This is a genomic window from Burkholderia stagnalis (assembly GCF_902830275.1).
In the GTDB taxonomy this organism is placed as follows: domain Bacteria; phylum Pseudomonadota; class Gammaproteobacteria; order Burkholderiales; family Burkholderiaceae; genus Burkholderia; species Burkholderia stagnalis.
The window spans coordinates 19,683-44,385 of record NZ_CADESW010000031.1; the positions used below are offsets into that span (position 1 = coordinate 19,683).

General features: G+C 58.9%; 15 protein-coding genes and 2 pseudogenes. 16 read left to right on the forward strand and 1 reads right to left on the reverse strand.

Annotation, left to right across the window (positions count from 1 at the left end; translation table 11 throughout):
• Window positions 1–446: 446 nt before the first annotated feature.
• The 9 genes and pseudogenes from amaB to HWY45_RS33675 form a co-directional block, all read left to right on the forward strand.
• The gene (gene amaB / locus HWY45_RS33635) at window positions 447–1,958 is read left to right on the forward strand and encodes an L-piperidine-6-carboxylate dehydrogenase (RefSeq protein ID WP_059885229.1); all 1,512 of its coding nucleotides are present in this window, start codon (window positions 447–449) and stop codon (window positions 1,956–1,958) included.
• 824 nt (window positions 1,959–2,782) lie between these two features.
• The gene (locus HWY45_RS33640) at window positions 2,783–3,328 is read left to right on the forward strand and encodes a hypothetical protein (RefSeq protein WP_150999252.1); all 546 of its coding nucleotides are present in this window, start codon (window positions 2,783–2,785) and stop codon (window positions 3,326–3,328) included.
• Between the two features lie 3 nt (window positions 3,329–3,331).
• Window positions 3,332–3,595 carry a hypothetical protein gene (locus HWY45_RS33645; RefSeq protein ID WP_150999250.1) on the forward strand — a complete coding sequence of 88 codons (264 nt, stop codon included), beginning with the start codon at window positions 3,332–3,334 and terminating at the stop codon, window positions 3,593–3,595.
• 208 nt (window positions 3,596–3,803) lie between these two features.
• The gene (locus HWY45_RS33650; RefSeq protein ID WP_150999248.1) at window positions 3,804–4,310 is read left to right on the forward strand and encodes a hypothetical protein; all 507 of its coding nucleotides are present in this window, start codon (window positions 3,804–3,806) and stop codon (window positions 4,308–4,310) included.
• Window positions 4,311–4,313: 3 nt separating this feature from the next.
• Window positions 4,314–4,571, forward strand: a complete 258-nt coding sequence (locus HWY45_RS33655; RefSeq protein ID WP_150999247.1) for a hypothetical protein — start codon at window positions 4,314–4,316, stop codon at window positions 4,569–4,571.
• Between the two features lie 233 nt (window positions 4,572–4,804).
• Window positions 4,805–5,551 (forward strand): hypothetical protein, encoded by a 747-nt coding sequence (locus HWY45_RS33660; RefSeq protein ID WP_230946971.1) that lies wholly within the window; start codon window positions 4,805–4,807, stop codon window positions 5,549–5,551.
• Window positions 5,552–5,554: 3 nt separating this feature from the next.
• On the forward strand, window positions 5,555–5,857 hold the full coding sequence (locus HWY45_RS33665) for a hypothetical protein (protein ID WP_150999245.1): 303 nt from the start codon (window positions 5,555–5,557) through the stop codon (window positions 5,855–5,857).
• A pseudogene (locus tag HWY45_RS33670) lies at window positions 5,805–6,629 on the forward strand (IS3 family transposase); the annotation flags it as partial. The gene HWY45_RS33665 and the pseudogene HWY45_RS33670, both read left to right, overlap by 53 nt.
• 37 nt (window positions 6,630–6,666) lie before the next feature.
• Window positions 6,667–7,143: pseudogene (locus HWY45_RS33675) on the forward strand (aldehyde dehydrogenase family protein); the annotation flags it as partial.
• A 537-nt stretch (window positions 7,144–7,680) separates the two neighbouring features.
• On the opposite strand, the gene HWY45_RS33680 reads toward HWY45_RS33675, so the two are convergent.
• Entirely contained in the window at window positions 7,681–7,956 is a 276-nt protein-coding gene (locus HWY45_RS33680) for a hypothetical protein (protein ID WP_150999244.1), read from the reverse strand.
• A gap of 151 nt (window positions 7,957–8,107) precedes the next feature.
• On the opposite strand from HWY45_RS33680, the gene HWY45_RS33685 reads away from it, so the two are divergent.
• The 7 genes from HWY45_RS33685 to HWY45_RS33715 all read left to right on the forward strand — a co-directional run bounded on the left by HWY45_RS33685 (window position 8,108) and on the right by HWY45_RS33715 (window position 24,206).
• The gene (locus HWY45_RS33685; protein WP_150999242.1) at window positions 8,108–8,659 is read left to right on the forward strand and encodes a hypothetical protein; all 552 of its coding nucleotides are present in this window, start codon (window positions 8,108–8,110) and stop codon (window positions 8,657–8,659) included.
• A gap of 5 nt (window positions 8,660–8,664) precedes the next feature.
• Window positions 8,665–13,266: a calcium-binding protein gene (locus HWY45_RS33690; protein WP_059885258.1), complete on the forward strand. Its 4,602-nt coding sequence runs from the start codon at window positions 8,665–8,667 to the stop codon at window positions 13,264–13,266.
• A 101-nt stretch (window positions 13,267–13,367) separates the two neighbouring features.
• Window positions 13,368–15,554, forward strand: a complete 2,187-nt coding sequence (locus HWY45_RS33695; RefSeq protein WP_059885233.1) for a type I secretion system permease/ATPase — start codon at window positions 13,368–13,370, stop codon at window positions 15,552–15,554.
• The gene (locus HWY45_RS33700) at window positions 15,551–16,894 is read left to right on the forward strand and encodes an HlyD family type I secretion periplasmic adaptor subunit (RefSeq protein WP_059885235.1); all 1,344 of its coding nucleotides are present in this window, start codon (window positions 15,551–15,553) and stop codon (window positions 16,892–16,894) included. Before HWY45_RS33695 ends, HWY45_RS33700 begins: the two co-directional genes overlap by 4 nt.
• A gap of 31 nt (window positions 16,895–16,925) precedes the next feature.
• Window positions 16,926–18,326: a TolC family protein gene (locus HWY45_RS33705; RefSeq protein WP_059885238.1), complete on the forward strand. Its 1,401-nt coding sequence runs from the start codon at window positions 16,926–16,928 to the stop codon at window positions 18,324–18,326.
• 429 nt (window positions 18,327–18,755) lie between these two features.
• On the forward strand, window positions 18,756–23,438 hold the full coding sequence (locus tag HWY45_RS33710) for an RHS repeat-associated core domain-containing protein (RefSeq protein ID WP_150999240.1): 4,683 nt from the start codon (window positions 18,756–18,758) through the stop codon (window positions 23,436–23,438).
• 9 nt (window positions 23,439–23,447) lie between these two features.
• Entirely contained in the window at window positions 23,448–24,206 is a 759-nt protein-coding gene (locus tag HWY45_RS33715) for a hypothetical protein (protein WP_059885240.1), read from the forward strand.
• Window positions 24,207–24,703: the final 497 nt, after the last annotated feature.

The window sequence follows — 24,703 nt, forward strand, 5'->3', positions numbered from 1 at the left end:
ACGACCGTCGCTGCGCCGGGTGCTGTGCCGCACGCCTTGACGCCGATCAGATTGTGTGGGGTCGAAGCGTCGTCAGCAAACGACATTTTCGAACTAGTTGATGCGCGTTCGTCATCAAGTAACGCCGAATCGCGAAGTGCGCGGCGGGTGTGTGCCTGGCCGCCAGCCAAGGCCCGGGACCCGTCCCAACGTGGGTCTGGAAAGGGCGGACTGGACCTCGTCGTGTGATGCGTTTTCGGAATGAAGTCGTGAGTTAATATCAATAGCCGACCGACTTGTGGCCATCGACAATGCTGCTCATGGAATCGTGCGCCGTGAGGCGAGGGCATGCGCAGCGGCCCGCCGGGGCGCGCATCCGCTTGCACATGGCGCGCGAACGCGCTCCAATCGAAACACGCGGGCGGCCTTGCCGCCGCACCGATCAATCTGTCCCTGAAGAGGAAGTGATGCAATTCAACGACATTCTTGCCGCGCTCGACATCGATCTCGCCCAGTGGAAAGGCAATGCGCTGACCGCGCGTTCGCCGCTCGACGGCGCGACGCTCGCGACGCTGGCCGTTGACGGCCCTGCCGACGCCGAGCGCAAGATCGACGCCGCGCACGAGGCATTCCTCAAGTGGCGCACGGTGCCCGCGCCGGTTCGCGGCGAACTGGTGCGCGTGTTCGGCAACGTGCTGCGCGAGCACAAGGCCGCGCTCGGCCACCTTGTCACGCTGGAGGCCGGCAAGATCACGTCGGAAGGCCTCGGCGAAGTGCAGGAAATGATCGACATCTGCGATTTCGCGGTCGGCCTGTCGCGCCAGCTGTACGGCCTGACGATCGCGTCCGAGCGCCCGGGCCACCGGATGATGGAGACGTGGCACCCGATCGGCGTGTGCGGCGTGATTTCGGCGTTCAACTTCCCGGTCGCGGTGTGGGCGTGGAATGCGGCGCTCGCGTTCGTGTGCGGCGATCCGGTCGTGTGGAAGCCGTCGGAGAAGACGCCGCTCACCGCGATCGCCTGCCATGTGCTGCTCGGCAAGGCGCTGCGCGAGTTCGACAAGACGCATCCGGGCGTGGCGCCGGAAGGCCTGAGCCAGCTCGTGCTCGGCATGCGCGATGTCGGCGAGGTGCTGACGTCGTCGAAGAAGGTGCCGGTGGTCAGCGCAACGGGCAGCGTGCGGATGGGCCAGGAAGTCGCGAAGGTGCTGAGCCAGCGCCTCGCGCGCGGCATCCTCGAACTCGGCGGCAACAACGGGATGATCGTCGCGCCGAGCGCGGATCTCGATCTCGTCGTGCGTGCCGTCACCTTCGCCGCGGTCGGCACGGCCGGCCAGCGCTGCACGACGCTGCGCCGCCTGATCGTGCATCGCAGCGTGGTCGACCAGCTGCTGCCGCGCCTCGAGAAGGCGTATGCGTCGGTGAAGGTGGGCAGCCCGCTGGAAGCGGGCACGCTGGTGGGCCCGCTGGTCGATCGCGCGTCGTTCGATGCGATGCAGAAGGCGCTCGGCGATGCGCGCGAGCAGGGCGGCGTGGTGAAGGGCGGCGAGCGCGTCGACGTCGGTCACGCGGATGCGTACTACGTGCGTCCGGCGATCGTACGGATGCCGAAGCAGACGGCTGTGGTCGAGCGCGAGACATTTGCGCCGATCCTGTACGTGATGGTGTACGACGACTTCGCGGACGCGATCGACCTGCACAACGCGGTGCCGCAGGGCCTGTCGTCGGCGATCTTCACGAACGACATCCGCGAGGCCGAGCAGTTCATGTCGGCGGCGGGCAGCGATTGCGGGATCGTCAACGTGAACATCGGCACGAGCGGCGCGGAAATCGGCGGTGCGTTCGGCGGCGAGAAGGAAACGGGCGGCGGGCGCGAGTCGGGTTCGGATGCGTGGAAGGCGTATATGCGTCGTGCGACGAATACGATCAACTACAGCCGGGAGCTGCCGCTGGCGCAGGGGGTGAAGTTCGACGTGTGATGCGGAATAACGGTTGTTTGGTCGCGTGTGTGCTGGAAGTACGACGCGACTGAACATACATTGCTTTTGTTTTAGCGACAAAGCCGGCCATGAGCCGGCTTTGTCGTTTCTGAAGGGATGTGATGGGCTGGTGGATATAACCGAGCTAATGACGTTGAATCGAGTGACATGGTTCGGATTTGTCCGCGTGCCGTCGTGTAGTTATATTCACTTCGGTAATTGGGGCAGTGAATGGAAGAAGGAAGGCTGATAAGACAAGTACGGATTTCGATTGAATATATCGTAAATGTATGAAAATTAAAGTGATGCTTGTTTTCTTTCAATTCTTTCGATATCTTCATGGCGTTGTGTGTATCAGCTGGGTGAGGTGCGGCTGGTAATGGATTTTCATGGAGTTTCGTCCCATAAAATTAGGAATACATATGAACGAAAGGCGGGAATCGAAGTGGAGGTGTCGATGCGGTTACGGAGTCGACACAAGTCATGTGGTGCAATGCATCTGACTGGAAGGCAGGCCATGAGCCTCAACTCGATTAACGAACGAAGTCTATGGGGTGGGCAACATCAAAAAACAAAAGCAACAAGAATGAATCGACAAGTCTCGTGGGGCGCGTGATTCAGATTTGTCGCTTCCGTCTGGTCATTCTGATATTGCATATTGCTGGTGCGACTATCAAGTGGTTCGCGCCCGGTAGATTTACTACTGAATTGGCCAATTATGGGGGTATTTGTGGCCGGTGTCGGCTTGCGTGATGAAATAGCCTGACGAAATATTCGGATGTATATTTTGATTTGTATGATCTGATGTGACTCGAGGGGACGGTTTGCCGGCATTGCTAAAATATTATCGTCATTGCCCTGCAATGTTGGCGTTGCATATCGCGGGCGCATTAATTGCATGGTTTGCTCCAGTAGATGTACTTGGGCAGTATCCTGTCTTGAGGTCTCTTGCATCAATTGCGGGAGATATATCTCCAGTGGTGAATTCTGCGGCAAAAAAATCAGCATTTCCGGAGGTCACGGAGCTTTATTTTGCGGTTATGTATATATCAATGCCGATGAGGGTTTTTGATGGGGTGAGGATATTTTATTTGGAGCGAAATTATACGCTCGGGAAAATGAGGGCGTCTCTGCGAGGCAGGGTTTTGGTTTCGTTTTCGCTTATATTCTTTTTTGGTTTTTGGATTGTTGCGTTAGTGTTTGGGAGGCCATATTACGAAATAAACATCATGCCAATTTCACAGTCGAGAATTTGGCTTGGACTGATCGGTCCAATATTCGCTGGCGGTATGGAGGTGTTTGGTATATCGGTAGGTCTGGTTTGGACTTATATTTTCTTTTCATGGATGCGCTCGAAATTCTGGGGGTAAGCGATGGCATGGTATGAACTTGACGAATGGAATGCGCTTGGCGCCGCAGGTGAAGGTATCAAGGCAGCCTTGGAAAAGGCCGCCGCTCTGATGAGGCAAGCCAGTGCCGATGCCGCAAAGCTTGCTGTCGATGCCAGAGTTCGAACCGAGTTCGCCAAAATGATGCCGAAACACCTGGAGGAAAGTCGCAATGCAACACTGATGGCAGTGAATAGCGTTGATATTCGATATCTTGATGGTGTTGAATCTTCTCGACGAATGGTGTGATTCGTTGTTTTGATTTTATAGCATGTAGAAATATTATTTATGTATCGACATGGGAGAGAGGCGTGAGTCAAGGCGGCATGCTTGTGCTGACGAGCGAGAAAAGGCTAAGCCGCATTGTGGACCGCTGTTGACAGAGGGGGGCGATGAAAAAGGGATACAAAATTTTTTTGATTTTCTGATCAAATTCTATCGCCGGAGTCCGGTGCTCATGGTGTTGCATCTGGCGGGTGCGCTGATTGCATGGTTTGCACCGGATGATGCACTGACGCGTTGGCCTGCACTGAAGATAATTGTGACCGGCGTTGGGGAAATATTTCCGCTGGTCCCTAAGGCAATCGAAAAATCTTTGTTTCCGGATGTAACGGCACTCTATTTCACCCTGATGCTGTCCGCGACACCTCTCAGGATTTTCGAGGCGCTTCGCCTTTGTTACGCGGAGAGGGATAGGATAATTCTCGGATACTTGGGTTATTCCTGGAAAAGGAAAGTCTGGGCGTTCCTGGTTGCATTTCTATTTTTATCAGGAAGTGTTTTTCTTTTGATTTTTCATGGCCAATATCTTGATTGGAATTTTGTGTCGGTTGCGCAATCGAAATTATGGCTCGGAATGGTTGGGCCATTGTTTGCCGGCGGATATTTGATTATTTGCTTTGTCGCAGGTGTTGTGGCGATGCTTTCTTTGTCGTGCTGCGTATTTATTGTTGATAGAGGGTAAGGCATGGCTTGGTATGATCTCGATGAATGGAACGCGTTGGGTGCATCTGGCGAGGGAGTGAAAGTAGCCTTGCAAAAGATTGCTACCCAATTGGAGGGGATCGCAGAAAGTTCCGCAAAGTTGTCCGCCGACGCGGCGGCCCGAGCTGAATATGCTCGAACCATGTGGAAAAATCTCGACGAGCTAAGTGTTGGTGCAATCAAAGCACTCGATAGCGGTGATCGCAGTCGGCTCGATGCTCAAATCTGTCATTTCCGATAGACGGTGGTGTGATATGTGTCACGCCATACGATTTGACTGCTGTGTTCGGTGATGTCGAAAAGTATCCGATTGCTCATTGGACTTGGTGGGCATACATGTACGAAAGAAACGATGCAAATTCTAGAGCAACTTTTTCGATTGATCGTGGCGGTTGTGTCCGTCAAATTGATATTTCAATGAATCGCGAGAGAGGGTGGTGCATATGATGAAAATAACTGGGTGTGAGGAACCGTATGAGCTTGGGAGTGGAGATGGATGAAAGGCGCGAGCCGAAATGGAGGCGGGGGGGCGGTAGGCAGGAGCAAAGCGATGACTTGCATTGTTTGCCGGATCATGGGAGAGGGAGTGAAAATAATATCGATTCCCGAGCGAGGTTGCTAGATAAGCCGCTGTCGTCAGTAGGGAAAGCCGATGAGGTTGAATGTCGAAGTCTCATTGGTTGGATGATCGCGCTTTACAGATTTAGTCCAGCCATTCTGGTACTGTATGCCGCCGGAGCATTGATTGCCTGGTTTGCACCGGAGGACGCGCTGATGCGCTGGCCATTTCTGAGTGTGGTCGTAATCAATGTCGGAAAAATATTTCCGCTACTTCCCAACGCTGTTGAGAAATCGAAATTCCCTGATGTCACGGCACTCTATTTTGCACTCATGCTTGCGGCATTTCCGTTTAGGTTGATAGTGGGGTGCCGTCTTTTCTATGCGGGGCAGGCCAAGGCGAAAGAGGTATATAGAAAATTGTCGTTGAGGGAAAGGCTCAAGGTGATTTTCATGGTTCCAATTTTGTTTTTTTGTAGTGTTTTTCTTTTGATTGAGGGGTATTGCTACGAGCTGAATTTTATTGCGATCAGCGGTTCGCGTTTGTGGCTCGGTTTGGTGGGGCCTTTGTTTGCTGGCGGGGCGCAGATTATTTGTATTTCTCTAAGTTTTGGTTGGATTCGATTCCATTTGTCCAATGTTTTTTTGTCGAAAGGAGAGTGAGTCGTGGCCTGGTACGAACTTGATGAGTGGGATGCACTGGGAGGCGTCGGAGAGGGGGTAAAGCAGGTATTGGAAAAATCTGCCGCTCATATGGAGCAGTTTTCGGCAAATATGACCAGGCTATCCGCCGATGCTGCCGCTCGCGCCGAGTATGCAAGGCTAATGTGGCAGAACCTTGATGATCTAAGCAACGCAATGATCCGGGGATTGGATAGCGTCGACCGTAGTCGGCTCGATGCTCAGTTGATCGCACGTCCTGGGTGTGTCGCGCTCGAATCTCGCGGTCAAATTGAAGCGCCCCGCTGAATGGGGCGACCGGCGCAAGACGCCCGCACTGGACGACATGCCGCTCGTCACCGAACTTCAAGCACTGGTTGCTGACCTGCCCACATATGGCTACCGGCGTGCATGGGCGCTGCTGAGGCGAAGCCGGGACGCGCTGGGCCAACCTCGCGTCAATGCAAAACGGGTGTATCGCGTCATGCGCCGCCACGGCCTCCTCCTCGAACGTCGACCTCGTCATGCCCGCTCGACGCGTCGGCACGATGGCAAGGTCGCGGTGGACAGAAGCAACGTGCGCTGGTGCTCGGACGGTTTCGAATTCCGCTGCGACGATGGCGCCCCTTTGCGCGTCGTCTTCGCACTGGACTGCTGTGACCGGGAAGCCATGAGCTGGGCTGCGACCACGGGCGGCTACACCGGCGACATGGTGCGCGACGTGATGCTTCAGGCGGTCGAAAACCGTTTCGCCGGTGCGTTGAAAGCTGACAGCGAAATCGAGTGGCTGAGCGACAACGGCTCCTGCTACATTGCCGACGAGACGTTGACGTTCTCGCGGGAAATCGGCTTGAAGCCGGTCACGACACCCGTCAGAAGTCCGCAGAGCAATGGAATGGCCGAGAGCTTCGTCAAAACGATGAAGCGTGATTACGTTTCGTGGATGCCCAAGCCCGACGCCCGAACGGCGCTGCAGAACCTGGCCATTGCGTTCGACCACTACAACGAGTCGCATCCACATAGCGCCTTGAAATACCGCTCGCCACGCGAGTTCCGCCAGCAAGCAAATTCTCCAACCTAAGCGTGACCGAGTGTCCGGTCATGCAGGGGCAAGTCCAGCACGCGTGGATGCGCGCGAGCAGGGCGGCGAGGTGAAGGGCGGCGAGCGCGTCGACGTCGGTCACGCGGATGCGTACTACGTGCGTCCGGCAATCGTACGGATGCCGAAGCAGACGGCGGTGGTCGAGCGCGAAACGTTCGCGCCGATCCTGTACGTGATGGTGTACGACGACTTCGCGGACGCGATCGACCTGCACAACGCGGTGCCGCAGGGCCTGTCGTCGGCGATCTTCACGAACGACATCCGCGAGGCCGAGCAGTTCATGTCGTCGGCGGGCAGCGATTGCGGGATCGTCAACGTGAACATCGGCACGAGCGGCGCGGAAATCGGCGGTGCGTTCGGCGGCGAGAAGGAAACGGGCGGCGGGCGCGAGTCGGGTTCGGATGCGTGGAAGGCGTATATGCGTCGTGCGACGAATACGATCAACTACAGCCGGGAGCTGCCGCTGGCGCAGGGGGTGAAGTTCGACGTGTGAAGGAGTACGGAGGTGGTGTGGTTGCGAGGCGCTGATTGAGCTTTGCAACTGACAGTCGATCACCTTTCGTTGTGACAAAGCCGGCCAAGAGCCGGCTTTGTCGTTTCTGAGGAGTTTTGACTGACTGGCGGATATAACTGAGTTGATGATGTTGACCCCGGTGAAATGCTTCTGATTTGCCTGTGTGGCGCCATGCGGTTATATCTCCTTCGGTAATTGGGGTGGTGATTGGCTGAAGGTGGCTAATAAGACAAGTACGGATTTCGATTGGGTATATCGTAAATGTATGAAAATTAAGGCGGCGCTTGTTTTCTTTCAATTCTTTCGATATCTTCATGGTGCTGTGCGTCGGCTGGACGAGGTGTAGCAGATAACGAATTTTTCATGCATTTCGAGTTATAAAATTAGGAATGCATATGATAGAAGGACGCAAGTCGAAATGGGGGTATCGATGCGGACAGTGAGTCGGAAGAATTCATGGCTCGCGCAATGCGCCTGCTTGGAAAGCAGGTCATGAATGTCAACTCGATTCGCGAGTCAAGTCGACGGGGTTCGCAATATCAAAAAATCAATGGGAATAAATTGGCGAATCTCGTGGGCGGTGCAATTCGGATTTGTCGCTTCAGTTAAAAAATTCTGATATTGAATATCGCCGGTGCAATTATTGCTTGGTTCGCGCCGGAAGATGCACTGCTGAGGTGGCGTGTTATGGAGGAAGTTGTAACCGGTGTCGGGAAGAGTATTTCCTTTGCCGCCCGGCGCTGTTGAGAAGTCGAAATTTATCGGTATTGCGGCACTGTATTTTGCGCTCATGCTGGTGATTTGTATTTCTCTAAGTTTCGATTGAGTTTGATTGTATTTGCCAGCTGTTTCTCGTTGGGGGGGGCGTGCGCCGACGTGATTTGCATATGGATTGCGACGACTCGTTTGGGGGGGGCATGTAAATCGAGATGGGGAGTTTCATGTGAAAAATATTGTGCTGGTTATGGTTGGTGGCTTGCTTTCGGCGTGCGCGATTACGTCTGTTGATGAATTTCCAGTCCGGACGCCACGGCAGTTTTTGATTGATGTCAAGGCTGTCGTGGATTCTGGTGACTTGGGAAATGTTGATTTCGTTGCGAGTCGGCTGAGGATTGACTACCGACTCGATGCGAAGGAGGTAGTCTACGATAAGAGCGGAAAATCGATTAAGGGGTACGGTGTTGAGGTGAGGCGCATTGCATCCTCTAAAGAATACGAGAGACATGGTAATTTTAATTATCGAATATTCAGGCCGGAAAATAGTGATTTTTATAGAGCTGGTCTATCATTCCAGATAGACGTTGGTGTGATATGTGTCACGCCATATGATTTGATTGATGTGCTTGGTGATGTTGAGAAATATCCGATTGCTCATTTGACTTGGTGGGCATACATGTACGAAAGTAAGGGTGTGAATTCTAGGGCAAATTTTTCGATTGACCGTGGTGGCTGTGTTCATCAAATTAATATTTCAATGAATCGCGAGAGAGGGTGATGCATATGGCGCAGATAACTGGTCGTGAGGAAGCGTTTCTGAATGTGGCGTTGGGGCAGGATGTCATTGATCTGATCAATAAAAGTCCGTTGCTTGTTGATCAGATGCTGAAATACAATGAAGACGTTATTGATGGAAAATTGGATCGAATTGCGGTTAATAAAGACGAGCAGGGGATATTCTGGGATCATAGGCGGCCAGGGATTGTATTTGGTATTTATGGAGGAGTTTCGTTCGATACTATCGATTCGCGTATCTTGGTCGGCATCTTGAGTCACGAGATTGGTCACTATATCAACCATGCTAAAGATCAAGCGCGCGATCAGTATCATGCAGCTGAAATGCGGGATGACTATCACTTGTCGGCCATGGTAGGAGTGACAAAAGAAGCTGCGGCGGCCTATAACAACTGGTTAGTGGCCCGGGAGATCGAAAAGAACAGCGGAACGTTGATTCCTGTATTGGGAGATCGCTCAGATCACAACACAGCCCCCGGATTTGACATCAATAGCGCGTTGACCAAGGTCTACGATGCAAACGTCGGGAAGATGCCTGCTGACGTGTTGGAGCAGGTCATGATCGAGGTGGCAGGAAACTATGTGGCTCGAGCGCGTCCCGGGGCAAATCTGGATACCACGTACTATGAGCAAAATGGAGCGGCCCATGGAGCGTCGAACAAGCGTTTATCTCACGCACCGGTAGTGGGAGTGAGTTATTCGCTGGATCTGGCGACAGGTTTTATCAAATCCACGACGTTGACATTTTCTACCGGTGCGAAACAGATCAACCAGTACGTCAGCGGGACTTTAGGCACCGCAACGTTATACGGGCCGAATGGCCAGATGACGGAATATGTGAGGTACGCAACGCATGGCGTCAAGCTTCAGGAGACTCGCTATGCCGATGACGGCCGAGTCGTTACCACCAAAACCGACACCAACGGCGACGGCATCTTCGACCACATCAAAACCGAGGCCCGCATCGGCGACGGCGCCAGCGTAGTCGGCGAAGACATCAACGGCGACGGCATCACCGACCGCAATTTCGTGGTGAACAACGGCCAGCGATACGACCTGTCGAACGCGCGCGACGCGATTTTCGCGGACAGCTTGCTGTCGCGGTATCGCACAGCGGGCTTGTTGAGCGGCACGAGTTACCTGGACCTGAGCCAGATCATCTCCAAAACGCTGACCTACGGCGGAAGAAACGACTACGGCTTCACGATGCCGAATGGCTGGTACAACCCGATCGGCGCCTTCTACGAAGCGAAAAGCGCCGCACTGGACACTGCAGCATCCATTGCCGAAAAGACCCCCGTACTGCTCGACGCCAACCGGTGGGGATTAAGCGTGAACTCGCTGCGGTCGCGTGACGCGAACCGTGACGGCAAGCTGTCCGGCGCGGAACTGGACGGGCTGCAAGTCTGGGTCGATGCGAACGAGGATGGTATCGGCGACGCCGGTGAATTCAGAACCCTGGCGCAGGCCGGCATCGCCGAAATCCGGGCGGTCGACTACGACGTCATCACGCGCGGCAACCACCGCCATGCATCGGCGCCGGCTGCAGCGCCTGCGAAACATTGGGAGGCGGCGCAGCCCGGTCGAATGTACCTTGCACCAGCCGTCCCGTTCTCGAACTATCGAACGCTGCGCGACACTGAAAAACTGTACTGGATCAATGGCAGCGACTTCATCTTTTTCGGCCCGAATCAGATCAAGGTCCATAACAACAACCGCTCCTGTCTCGTCGGGACCGATGGAAACGACGTATTCGATGCGAACTACTACGCGTCGTACGGGCATTGGATCAACAGCAGCCTGCTCGTGAATTTCCTCGCTGGCGGCGGCGACGACGTGATGGGCGGCAGCAACCGCAACGACAATCTGTGGGGCGGAACCGGCAACGACACCCTGTTCGGCTATGAGGGCGACGACAGGTTGTACGGCGAAGAGGGCAATGACGAACTCAACGGTGGCGCCGGCAACGACGTGCTTGACGGTGGCATCGGAAACGACAAGCTGTTCGGTCAGGCCGGCAACGACATCATGAACGGCGGCGATGGCGACGACATCATGATGGGCTTTACCGCAGCGAACGAAAGCAAGCAGACGCTTGCGCCGGGCGAGACGGACGATGACGTCATGTACGGCGGCTTCGGCAACGACCGGATGTGGGGCGGCCTCGGCAACGACTACATGGATGGCGGCGACGGGGCGGATCTCGTCTGCGGCGGCCACGGGAACGACACGGTGTTCGGGGGCACGGGCAATGATGAATTGCACGGCGATGAAGGCCACGACAGGCTTCTCGGCGAGGCAGGCCATGACAGGATCTTCGGCGAGGCTGGCGACGACGTGATCTGGGGCGGCGATGGCGACGACGTTCTGGTCGGCTTCACGGCAAGCAACGACGCGAAGCAGTGGCTCGCATACGGTGAATCCGACAATGACACGCTGTATGGCGGTAACGGAAACGATTCGATGTACGGCGGACTCGGCAACGACTATCTCGACGGCGGTAACGACGATGATTTCCTCGACGGCGGAGACGGTGACGACAGACTCTTTGGCGGCGCGGGCAACGACGTGTTGAATGGTGGCAACGGCCACGACGTACTTTCCGGCGAATCGGGCAATGACAAGATCTTCGGCGGCGTGGGCAACGACACGATCTGGGGCGGAGACGGCGACGACATTCTTGTCGGCTTTACCGCTAGCAATGAGGCGAAACAGTCTCTGGCCGCGTGGGAAACCGATGACGACACGATCTACGGCGGGGCCGGAAACGATCTGATCATGGGCGGGCTCGGCAACGATCTGCTCTACGGTGAAGCCGGCAACGACGAACTTCAGGGCGGGGACGGCAACGACCGGCTATACGGTGGCGATGGCAATGACCGTCTTTTCGGCCAAGTCGGGAACGACATTCTGTATGGCGGTGCAGGTGACGATCTCCTGGTGGGTTTCACCGCCCACAACGAGGCGAAGCGGACACTCGGTCCCGGCGAGTCCGACGACGATTATCTTTATGGCGGCGACGGCAGGGATACGCTGCTCGGCGGTCTGGGAGACGACTACCTCGACGGCGGCGCGGGCGCGGATCACATGGAAGGTGGGCAGGGCAACGACACCTATATCGTCAACAGCGTCAACGACGTGATTCTCGAGTTTGCGAACGAGGGTTACGACACGGTGATCAGCAGCGCGAACTACATCCTCAACGCCAACCTGGAAGAATTGCGCCTCGTCGAAGGGTTCAACATCAACGGCACGGGCAATGCGCTCGACAACCGGATCGTCGGCAACAGTGCGGACAACATCCTCGACGGGGTCACCGGCGCCGACACGATGATCGGCGGAAAAGGCAACGATACCTACTATGTGGACAACGTCGGCGACCGGGTTGTGGAACTGGCGGGCGAAGGCGTCGACACGGTACAGAGCAAGATCAGCTATGCACTGGGAGACCATGTCGAAAACCTGAACCTGCTGGACTTCGGCAAACCGGAGAAAGGTCTCGTCGATGGCGCGCCCGTACTCGTATATGGCTATCCGAAGGCGAACGAGCTGGATTACATGCAGGGTGACGCGGTTCCGACGTTCCAGGGAACCTGTGCGCTGACGTCGATCGCCAACCTGCTCACGCAGATCGGAACGCCGACCACCGAGGGAGAGGTAGTCCGGCGCGCGATCGACAACCAATGGGCCGTCACGAGCCCGGCCGCGACGGACTACCAGCGAGGCGGGTCGAATTACATTCAGCAACAGGCGCTGCTCAAGAGCTATGGCATTGCGAACAATCTGCTTGCCGGTTACGACGAGCATGCGATCGCGAATCTGGTCCGCAGCGGCCGCGGCGTGATTCTCGCGTTGAATGCGGGCCGGCTCTGGGCGGATGGCGCATATCTCGACAACGGCGGCGTCAATCACGTCGTCACGGTGACGGGAGCGGTATATGGAGAGGCCGACGGTGCTCTGAAGGGTTTCTATATCGCAGATTCCGGCCGCCAGAGCATCAGCGACATGACCCGCTACTTGAGCATTCAGGATTTCAGATCGGCAGCAAACGTACCAAATGCATATGCAATCTACACCGCCGAGGCACTGAAACTGTGGAACGAGGACATCGATGGCACCGGCAATGCACTCGACAACACGATCATCGGCAACCGAGGCAACAACGTGCTCGATGGCGGCGCAGGCAATGACATTCTGGTGGGTGGGTTGGGCAACGACACGTACCGTTTTGGTCGTGGGTCGGGACGCGACACGATTCGGGAAGACGACGATACGCTCGGCAACAGCGACGTGATCCGCGTCGGCGGTGGCGTATCCGCGGACCAATTATGGTTCCGTCACGTCGGCAACGATCTCGAGATCAGCATTCTGGGCACCGGCGATAGAGCCACGGTCCAGGACTGGTACCTGGGTTCTCGGTATCAGGTCGAGCAGATCCGGACGGACGATGGCCGAACGCTCGTCAATTCGGATGTCGAGAAACTGGTGCAGGCCATGGCGGCCTGGGCGCCACCTGCAACCGGTGCCGTGACGCTGTCGTCGGAACAGCAGGCAGCCCTCGCGCCGACGCTGGCTGCGAACTGGCGATAACGCCCGTCGTCGGAAGTTGTTCCGCCCGGTCGGGCATCAGGCCCGGCCGGGCGGCGTATTTCCCATCCGCATCACACTCCTTGTCCTGTCTTTCTTCCCCTATGGATAGCCCTATCCCGCCGTCCGCTGCTTCGCGCGCGACGCAGGAGGCCGATTCCGGCCTTGCCGTCGTGCTGGCGATGGCAAGCCTGCACGGCATCGCCGCCGACGAAGCCGCATTGCGGCATGAATTTGGTTTCGGCCGCTTCGATACTCAGACGATACTGCGAGCCGCCCGTTCGCTTGGCATGACGGCAAGGACCGTTCGACAAGACCCGGAACGGCTCGAACGGGCGCCGCTGCCGGCGGTCGCGCAGGCGAAAGGCGATGGCGGTTACTTCCTGATCGGGCAGTACCAGGCTGGCGACGGTACGCGTTCACCCCGGGTACTGGTTCAATACCCGGGCGAGGCCCCGGCGGTATTGACGCGAGAGCGGCTGCTCGAAATCTGGACCGGTGAACTCGTCTACTTCACGAGCAAGAGCAGTATTGCCGGTACGCTCGCGCGCTTCGATTTCAGCTGGTTCGTTCCGGCAATCGTGACCTACCGAAAGCTGCTCGGCGAAGTGCTCGTGATTTCGCTGGTGCTGCAACTGATCGGTCTCGCCACGCCGCTGTTTTTCCAGGTGGTGATGGACAAGGTGCTGGTCAACCACGCGATGAAGACATTGAACGTGATCGCGGTCGGCCTCATTGGTGCGACGTTGTTCGAAGCGGCGCTTTCCGGGATTCGGACCTGGGTCTTCGCGCACACCAGCAGCAAGATCGACGTCGAACTCGGTGCGCGGCTGTTCCGCCATTTGCTGGCGTTGCCGCTGGCCTGGTTCCAGGCGCGCCGCGTCGGCGATTCGGTGGCGCGCATTCGCGAGCTGGAGAATATTCGTGCCTTCCTCACCGGCAATGCCGTAACCCTGGTGATGGACCTGGCCTTTTCGGTTGTTTTCCTGGGCGTGATGCTCTGGTACAGCGCGTGGCTCACGCTGATCGTCGTCGTCTCGATCCCGCTTTATGTCCTGCTGTCCGTCGTATTTACGCCGATCATCCGGAGGCGTCTGAACGAGAAGTTCAACAAGGGTGCCGAGAATCAGTCGTTCCTCGTCGAAACCATCAGCGGTATCGATACGGTCAAGGCGATGGCGCTCGAGCCGAGATGGACGGACAGGTGGGACCGGCAACTGGCTGCCTACGTGAGTGCGGCGCTGTCGGCGACCAATGTCGCGACCATTGCGAGCGGCGGCGTGATGCTGGTCAGCAAACTGGTGACGGCGGCGATCATGTGGATTGGCGCGACGCTCGTCATCGACAACAGATTGACCGTCGGGGAGCTCGTCGCGTTCAACATGCTGGCCGGACAGGTATCCAGTCCGATCCTGCGCCTGGCGCAGCTATGGAACGATTTCCAGCAGGTCGGGATTTCGATGGGCCGGCTCGGAGACATCCTGAATGCGCCGCCCGAAGCGGCCGGCAAAAAGACGCGACTGCCGCGTCTCGAAGGTGCAATCGAATTCGACCAGGTATCGTTTCGCTATCGACCGGACGCGAGCGATGTGATCCGGCAGATCTCCGTCAGGATCGCGGCGGGCGAAGTGATCGGCATCGTAGGCCGCTCGGGGTCAGGCAAGAGCACGCTGACGAAACTGGTGCAGCGCCTCTACGTGCCGGATCGCGGCCGGGTGCTGGTCGACGGTCATGACATCGCCGTAATCGATACGGCGAGCCTGCGGCAGCAGATCGGCGTCGTGCTTCAGGAGAACACGCTGTTCAACCGCTCGGTACGGGACAACATCGCGCTGGCCCGGCCGACTGCGTCGATCGATGCGGTAATCGACGCAGCGAAACTGGCCGGCGCACACGAATTCATCTGCGAACTTCCGGAAGGTTACGACACAGTGGTCGGCGAGCATGGCACGGGGCTCTCCGGCGGACAGCGTCAGCGCGTCGCGATCGCACGTGCGTTGATGACGGACCCGCGCATCCTGATCTTCGACGAAGCGACGAGCGCGCTCGACTACGAGTCCGAGGCGGTCATTCAAGCCAATATGCGTCGCATTTGCGAGCGGCGCACGGTACTGATCATTGCGCATCGGCTCTCGGCGGTGCGCGACGCGGACCGGATTCTCGTGATGGAACGCGGACAGATCGTGGAGAGCGGCACGCACGACGCGTTGCTGCGTACGCAGGGAGGCATTTACGCACGCCTGCACGCATTGCAGCAGGACGGACGTGCAGTCTCGGGAGCATGTGCATGAGTGTGCGACAACGGGTAAAGGCGTGGTGCGAACTGTACGAACGCTACCGGGATGTCTGGCTCCACTGCTGGCAACGACGCCATCGGATGACGCTGCCAAAGTTCGAAGCACAGGAGGCCGAATTCCTGCCGGCGGCCCTGGCCGTCCGAGCGGCACCCGTATCGCCGGCGGGACGTTGGGTCGCGCGCATCCTCATGCTGCTGGTTGCAACGCTTGTCGCTTGGGCGTGCCTGGGCAAGATCGACATCATCGTCAATGGCAGCGGCAAGATCATCCCGTCCTCGCGCACCAAGACGCTGGCGGTGGTGGAGGTGGCGAGCGTGCGGGCGCTGCACGTGCGCGACGGCCAGACGGTGAAGGCCGGCGACGCGCTGATCGATCTCGATACGCGCGTCATCGACGCGGAGCGGCAGAAGGCGGACGGCGATCGGTTGAACGCGGCGTTGCAGGTTGCGCGGGCTCGGGCCTTGATCGACGCGATCGAAACGGGGCGACCGCCTCGCCTTTCCGGTATCGAAGGGGTGCCGTCTGAGCGTCTGCGTGAAGCCGAGCGTCACCTGATGGATCAGTGGCGTGATTTTGTCGCGCGGCGTGATCGGTTCGATGGCGAAATTCGTCGCTACAGTCAAGCGCTTCCGCTCGCCGCACGTCGGGCGAGGGACTACGCCGAACTCCTGAAAACGCACGATGTTGCCGAACACGCGTGGATCGAGGCGGAGCAGCAGCGCATCGACATCGAAGGGCAACTGGCTGATGCGCGCCACCAGCGCGCGGCGTTGGTGGCCGAAACGCGCAGAAATGCACAGGACGCGCAGCACGACGCTCAGCGAGTCGCGGACGCGTCCACACAGGACGTGCGCCGAGCAAAGGCGCACGGCGAGCTGTTGCAACTGACCGCGCCAGTCGACGGTACCGTGCAGCAGCTTGCGGTGCATACCGTTGGCACAGCGGTGCCGGCCGCGCAGCCGCTGATGCAGATCGTGCCTCTGGCGAGCGCGGTGGAAATGGAGGCGTTCATCGAAAACCGCGACGTGGGATTCATCAAGGAAGGGCAGCCGGCAAGCGTGAAGATCGATGCGTTCGAGTACACGAAGTACGGGACCGTGCCGGCGACCGTCAGTCATGTATCGCGCGATGCGATCGAAGACGAGAAGAAAGGGTTGATCTATGCGGTCAAGGTGACACTCGATCGCGCCATGCTGCTCGTGGATGGCCGCGAAGTCAGGCTGTCTCCCGGGATGTCGGGCAGCGTCGAGATCAAGACCGGTACGCGCCGGGTGATCGAATACGTGCTTTCGCCGCTGCTGCAGCACGGCCGGGAGAGTTTGCGTGAGCGCTAGAATCTTGCGCTGGTTCACATGCAGCCGACGGATGCATGGCGCACTGCTGGTTCTGATCGCGTGCAAGGCCCAGGCAGCGGGCGTGCCGGATGTGCTGACCGATCCCTTGTTGACGCGGCCGCCCGTGCTGGACACGGGCGTTGGGCTTCCGGGCGACGATGCTCCTGTTGCCTGTCCGTCGTCCGTCGAGCTGACGAAGCGTCTGACGCTTGGCGATGCCGTCGACCATGCGCTGTGCCACAACCCGCGAATCCGGGTTGCCTGGGCGTCGATCAAGATTCAGGCGGCGGCGTTGGGCGAGGCGAGGGCGGCATGGCTGCCGACGCTCAATGGGTCGGTGAACTGGCTCGGCGCGCATAGCCGTTATCCGCAGGCGCCGTCGATGAATACCCATGGCACCGGCACGACGTCAAATGCAAGCATGAACTGGCGGCTGCTCGATTTCGGCGGGCGGGCCGCAAACCGGGGTGCGGCGCAGCAGCTGTTGACGGCCGCGCTGGCGAGCCACGACGCCGCGATGCAGAAAGCTGTGGCGGATGTCATCGGAAGCTATTTCGATGTTCAAAACGCGCAAGCTGCATTTGAAGCGCGTACCGAATCTGTCGGTCTTGCCGAATCTACGGTGCTTGCGTCGCGTCAGCGTCTGGCCAAAGGCGTCGCGGCCCGCAGCGACACGCTGCAGGCGGAAACGGCGCTGGCGAAGGCGAGGCTGGCTGCGGGGCGGGCCGGCGCAGACGTGGCCGGGGCTCGCGCGGAACTCGTTTATGCGATGGGGCTGCCGGGCGACACACGCATCGACGTGACGGAGGCGGCGGCGCCGGTTGCGACGGATGCGTTGCGCGAGCTGGGCGACTGGCTTCGCGAGGCGGAAGGGTCTCATCCGGAAATCAGGGCTGCGCGCGCCCAATGGGAGGCTGCGAAGGCGAAGGTGACGACGGCGCGATCGGAGGGCATGCCGACGCTGGATTTGAGCGGTACGTTTTCCCGGAACGGTTATCCGAACCAGGGATTGCAGTCATTGCGTTCAACACAGACGAGCATTGGCCTGACCCTGACGATTCCGTTTTTCGAAGGCTTTTCGCGGACCTACCGGATTCGCGGGGCGCAGGCCCAGGCCGAACAGGCACATGCGCAACTGCTCGACACGCAACAGCAGATTCTGCGTGAGGTGCTGAAGGCGCATGCTGACGCCGAGTCGGCGATCGGCAATCTGGACGCGTCTGCAAGGCTGTTGGATGCCGCTGAAACGGCGCTGGCGTCGACACGCAATCGTTACGCGCACGGAGCGGGGGATATTCTCGAGCTGCTTTCGGCGCAAGCGGCCCTGTCCGATGCGCGACAGGAGCGGGTGCGCGCACTCGCCGACTGGGAGTCGGCGCGGCTTCGCCTGTTCGCCAGCGCGGGCATCATGGGTCGATGGGCGGTGCGCTAGGTGAACGGTGGCGATTGCTGGATCGTCAATGCGAACCTCGGCACGAGCGGCACGGAGATCGGCCGGGTGAAGTTCGACGCGTGAAGGAGCACGGCGCGTCATGCGCCGCGAGTGAGTGACGGCACGGGCGCGCCACGATGCATGGCGTCGTCCGCAAAGCGGCGACTCCCGGCAATCGCCGTCGCCCGAATGCTGCCGGCCGGGCGTCATACGCCGGCGGCCCAATCCTCTGTACAATCGCGCGGGACGCCGCCGAGCCTTCCGAGGGCCAAGTCGAAACAGGCTGCGGCGTCAGGAGAGCGATCCACCCACACCCCGCAGGACGGTTTGCGCGACGCGAACGTCCCGTTTCGTGGCGCGGGCGGGTCGTCGAGAGCACGCGCGAGTTTGCCAAGCGCGTCCCGAGAACAATGAAGAACAACGCAGAGCATGGCAGAACAAAAACTTCCTCCCGGCGCGGAATACGAGCAGGCGACGCCGTGGCTGACCGACGTTCATCCGGATGACGTTCGTGCATCCGGCGAGGGCTTCAACGCGTGGCTGATCGACGTCACGCATGGATACGTGAACGTCGAGCGCCTGGCGACCGTCGCCAGTGCGATTCCGATCCTGAACAACCTGATGGCGCTGGCGGATGTGCTCAGCGACATCGTCTCGATCGTCCGCAAGCGCGGCGGCGACCTGCTCGACTATCTCGGGCTCGCGATCAACCTGATCGGCGTGATTCCGTTCCCGCCGGTATTGGCGCCGATGCGGCTCGCGGCGCGGCCGATGCTCGCGCTGATCCGCAACGAGCTGATGATCCACAAGCGCGACATCGCCGCGGCCGTCGTGTCGATCGTCGTCACGCATGTGCAGGCTTCGTGCGCAACCGAGATCGAGAACTTCCTGACGACGCTGCAGGGCGTGGTCAACGAACTGATCGACACGTGTGCGAAGAAGGCGCAGGAGATTCTCACGAGCCTCGCCGACGGCATCGAGGCGTTGCTGGCGGGCAAGCTGTTCGATCCGGCCAAGAACGAGAAGCAGGCGGCCGAGTATCGGCAGCTGATGAAGAAGAGCGGATGGTTCAGCAAGGACAAGGTGGCCGGCGCGTGGGGGTATCTGTCGGAATCGACGGCGGCGCTCGGCAAGCGCGGCGCCAATTCGGCCGGCGGCAAGCTGAGCGAGGCGATTCCGGCGAAGCTCGTCGCGCCGATTCGCGAGATCGCGACATCGCTGCGCACGCTGGCGCCCGTCGTGTTCAACAAGATCAACGAACTCAAGGGCAGCGACGAAGGCAAGCTGATGTGGCTGCTCGTGAAGCTCGCCGACGCGGTGCGGCTCAAGGGCAAGGGCACGCGCGGTGGTGCGGTCAAGTCGTCGGGCACGACGAAGGTCGAGGAGCGGCGGCCGCAGGTGCCGTTGGCTGCGCAGAAGAAGGAAGCCAAGGCCAAGGGGGCGGGGGTCGATCATTGCGGGGAGTGCGGAGTCGGAGCGTCCGGCGCGTCGATCAGCTTTGCGTTTGGTGATGAGACGTTCACGCATACGGACTTCGAATTGCCGGGCGCACTGCCGGTCGTGTGGGCGCGGACGTATCGTTCGCGCCTGGCCGGTTACGATCGCAGTGAACTGGGCGCGCGCTGGCTGACGCCGTACATGACGCGCATCGACATCCGCGATGACAAATGGGTGTATTGCGACTCGACCGGTCGAAACATCGAATATCCGGCGCTGGCCGCGGGTGCGGTGCATGACGACCGGGTGGAAGGCGTCACGTTGTCCCGGCTGGATGAAACCTGGGTCACGCTGTCATACGGACATGAAACGCTGTACGTCTACGAGAAGCGCGGCGAGACGTTCCGCCTCGCGTTGCACAAGGATCGCGCGGGCAATACGGTCGCGCTCGACTACGACAGCGGCGATCGCCTTGCGCGTCTCGTCAGCTCTGCCGGTCATACGTTGGCATTCCTGCATGATGCGCGTGGCCGCATCACGGCAATCGAGCAGATCGTCGACGCGAAGACGCGCGTCACGCTCGCGCAATATCGCTACGACGAAGAAGGCGACCTCGTCCGCGCGGCGGATCGCTACGGCAACGCATGGCAATACGCGTATCGTCGCCACCTGATCACCCGCTACACGGATCGCACCGGCCGAGGGATGAATCTCGAGTGGGATGGTGCGGAAGAACACGACAACACGAACGCGCGATGCGTGCGCGAATATGCCGACGATGGCAGCCACGACATCCGCCTGATGTGGCATCCGAACATCCGGCTGACCTATGTGACGGATGCGCTCGGCAACGCCACGCGCTACTACTACAACATCCACGGCTACATGTACCGGATCGCCTATCCGGACGGGACCGAAGAGTGGATGCGGCGCGACCAGAACAACAATCTGGTGATGCATATCCACCGAGACGGCGGCGTCGAGGAGATGGAGTACGACGCGCGCGGGAACATGACGAAGCACTACCGGGTGGATGGCGCGGTCGTCGAGATGACTTACGACGAACGCGACCAGCTGGTGAAGGTGAAGGATCCGGAGGGGTACGTCTGGCTGCGCAAGTACGACGATGCGGGCAATCTCGTCGCGCAGATCGATCCGCTTGGTCACGAGACGAAGCACGCATACGACCCGAGCGGTATGCCGGTCAAGGTGACCGACGCGAAGGGAGGCACGAAATCGCTCGTCTATGACACGGCCGGGAAACTGCTTCAATTCACGGATTGCTCCGGCAAGATGACGAAGTGGGCGTATGACGGCGAAGGCAGGTTGGCGCGGTCAACGGATGCCGCCGGCAATGCCACGACCTATCGCTATGGCGAGAATGGCGAACTGAACGAGATCTCGTCAGCGGCGGGCGTCGAGCGCTTCGTGCTCGACGCGGAAGGTCGGTTGCTGTCGCATACCGATCCGCTCGCGCGCATCACACGCTTTTCGTACGACGCGGCAGGGCGCGTGGCGAGCCGTGTCGATGCGCTTGGATACACACTCGCATATCGCTATGACCGGCTCGGGCGGCTGACCGCGTTGACTGACGCTAATCGTGCGACCTACCAGTTCCACTACGATCCGATGGGCCGGTTGCTCGAAGAGATCGGCTTCGACGGAAAGCGGACGAAGTACGGATACGCAGAAGGGACGCTGCCGCCGGTCAGCATCGACGAAGCGGGGCAGCGTACCGAACTCGAGTTTGATCCGGCGGGGCGGATCACGCGCAGGGCGTCCGGCGATAGCGAGGAACGGTTCGCTTATGACGCGAGCGGCCGGCTTGTTGAAGCGCGTAATGGCCATAGCCGTGTGCAGGCGTTCTTCGATCCGGTCGGGAATCTGGTTCGTGAGCATCATGCGTACCAGTTGTTCGGCAACTCGCGCAGCTATCTGTGGCATCACGAGTACGACGAGATCGGCACGCGGGTCAAGACGGTGCGGCCGGACGGCCATGTGCTCGACTGGTTGATATACGGTTCCGGGCATGTTCACGGCCTGATGCTCGATGGCGAGGAGCGGATCCAGTTCGAGCGGGACGATCTGCATCGGGAAACGCAGCGCACGTTGTCGAACCGGATCGATCAGCGGATCTTCTACGATCCGGCGGGGCGGATCGCACGGCAGACAGTGCAGCGCTCGCAGGCGCCGTCGCCGCTCGCAGAGCGGCGCTATCGCTACGATGCGGCCGGGCTGCTCGAACAAATCGAAGACAGTCGCCGGGGGATGATCGACTACCGATATGACCCTGTCGGACGGTTGATCGCAGCAATTGGTCCGTTGGGCGCTGAACGTTTCGCGTTTGACCCGGCAAGCAATATTCTCGATCCTGGTAGTCCGGAACGTGCGCGTACGCCAGCGTTAGTGAAGCAGAGCCCGGTGATGCCTGATCGACCGGAAAGCACACTGCCGCAGGATGTGCCAAAGGTGCTCGGAAACCTGTTGAAGGATTATGCCGGCACGCACTTCGAATACGACGCGCGTGGAAACCTGGTCGAGAAGCACTCACCGGTCGGACGGCAGCAATATGTGTGGGACGGCTTCAATCGGCTGAGCGTTGCGCGGGTTGCAGAATCGGCGCGGCAGCACGAAGTGCATTACTTCTACGATCCGTTCGGACGGCGGATCGGCAAGGATGTGAACGGCGTGCGGACCGTGTTCGGCTGGGACGGGGATCGGCTTGCCTACGAGAGCACAGACGGGGGCGCGACGCAGTATGTGTACGAGCCGGAGTCGTTCGTACCGTTGGCGCAGTATGTGACGATGGAGCCGGTCGCAGGGATTCCGACGCCGGTGTGGAGCAGTGCCGAGCCATATACACCAGAGAGCGATCCGCTGCAGCGCGTGCCAGCGCGGGAGTCCGACGCGCATCTGTTTTACTACCATTGTGACCAGATCGGTACGCCATTGTTGATGACGGACGAGGCTGGGGAGGTGGTGTGGGAGGCGTCGTATCGGGCGTGGGGTGAGGCACGGGAGGTGATCGCGCGGGTGTCGAAGACAGCCGGGGCTGCGCCTCGGAACCCGATCCGGTTTCAGGGGCAGCAGGAGGATACGGAGACGGGGCTGCACTATAACCGCCATCGGTACTACGATCCAGACTTAGGGCGATTCGTCAGCAAGGATCCAATCGGACTGGCTGGCGGCTTGAATGCATTTCAATACGCGCCGAATCCGACTGATTGGCTTGATCCGCTCGGTCTCGCGCGCAAAAAGAAGAATTCGCAAGAGCTTGGAAAGGCCGCAACAGGCTGTGATACCTGGCCGGGAAAACAGGCGCACCATGTCATCCCGGAGGAGTTGGCGGATCATCCGTTGCTGCGTGACATCGATTTCCGGATGAATACCGGGGCCAATGCGATCATGCTTCCATCCACGCCAGGAGGGTTGATGGCGACGCACAATGGCTATCACAGTCACTACAACAAGGCGGTGGAAAGTGAACTCGATCACATCCAAAGCAAGTACAGCAACGAGGCGGATCGCAAGCGTGCCGTCCAGGACCTACAGCGCAATCTGGATAGCGCTCTTCGGCGTAATAAGCTGCCGTTATATATGACCTCTTGCGGGAAGAAGACAGGGCTGAAGGCTGGCGATTGGGATAGGTACATCCGATCGTCTCGACGATACTGAGGTGAGAAAGTGCTCGAAGAGAAATTGAAAAAGATTCGCGCCCAAATAAAATTTGGTCGCGCAGTTGAAGCGACACAAGCACTTGAGGCGCTGATCAATGACGCGTCTACCGGGGAGTTGCAGTTGCTCTTGCCGGTGTACGTTGACGTTCTTATGAAAAGGCAGCGCTTCAGAGAGGCTGAGGGAGCGATAGAGCGCGCGCTGCTCATTGGGGCATCAGACGAGGCTCATTCGTTACATGAGAAGCTGGAACAGTGCAGACGAGAACTGGGAAAGATTGTCCAGGTTGCGAACTATGATGCCCCTTTGTTCAAGCAGTTCATCGAAGGGATTCCGGAGATATTCCGAACCGGAAGCCGCTCGGCTATTGAACCGAATTTCACTGATGTTCCGCGGCTTGAGGACGTCGACCGCTTCGCGCACGATCAAAACATAGGTGCACCGTACTATTCCTGGAACGCAGCGCGAACACAAGCGGCGAAGGAGGTCTATAGCTACCGTTACAGCGAGAAGATCGACGTCTCGCGTTTCGACAACGAGTTCTCTGCTGCGATTGAAACCATGTGCAGAGAACATCTCCCGGAATCCGCCATGCTGTACTTTGATGATGTCTACGGCGATCTAGTCGAGATCGCTCGTGGGCTTCTGGTAGGCGTACATCCGCCTCTTCACCACGTGATGATGTCGGCTTATGAGGCGCATCTCTTCCCTTGCGGATGGGTCGGAAACTATCCAGCTGGACAATTGCTTGTGCATCGTTTGTGGTGACCACACCTCGTTGGCATCGGCGACACCGCGCGCGGTAAGGAAACGCATGAACGGCTTCTCATGCGGCAGGAGTGAGTGGCAAGGCTGCTGGCGATGGAAGGACGTTCGACATGCATGACGATGCACTGGATATCGGGCGTTGTGCGGGCGATGAGTGCTGGTTGTTGCGACATGGTGGCTGGCCAGCTTCATTTGAGGTGTGTTATCGAACAATTGGCTGATTCGCCCCGAGTCTTCCGACAAGGCGCCGCGATCGAAGTACCTCGTGACTGGAGATGCAACCGACGACAGGAGAAACGGACGGGCGTTCTGTCTGATCTGATAAGCAATGGGTAGTTCTTCCGTATCGACTGCATTGCCTTGGGACCCGCACGCGTTATCGGCTACACCGTGGCCGTGGCGCGGCTGGATCTGAATGCAGCAATCCACATCGACAAGTCAGACCTCACCTATATTTTTCGAAAATTTCGATCGCAATCGCGGGGGCAACCTATGTG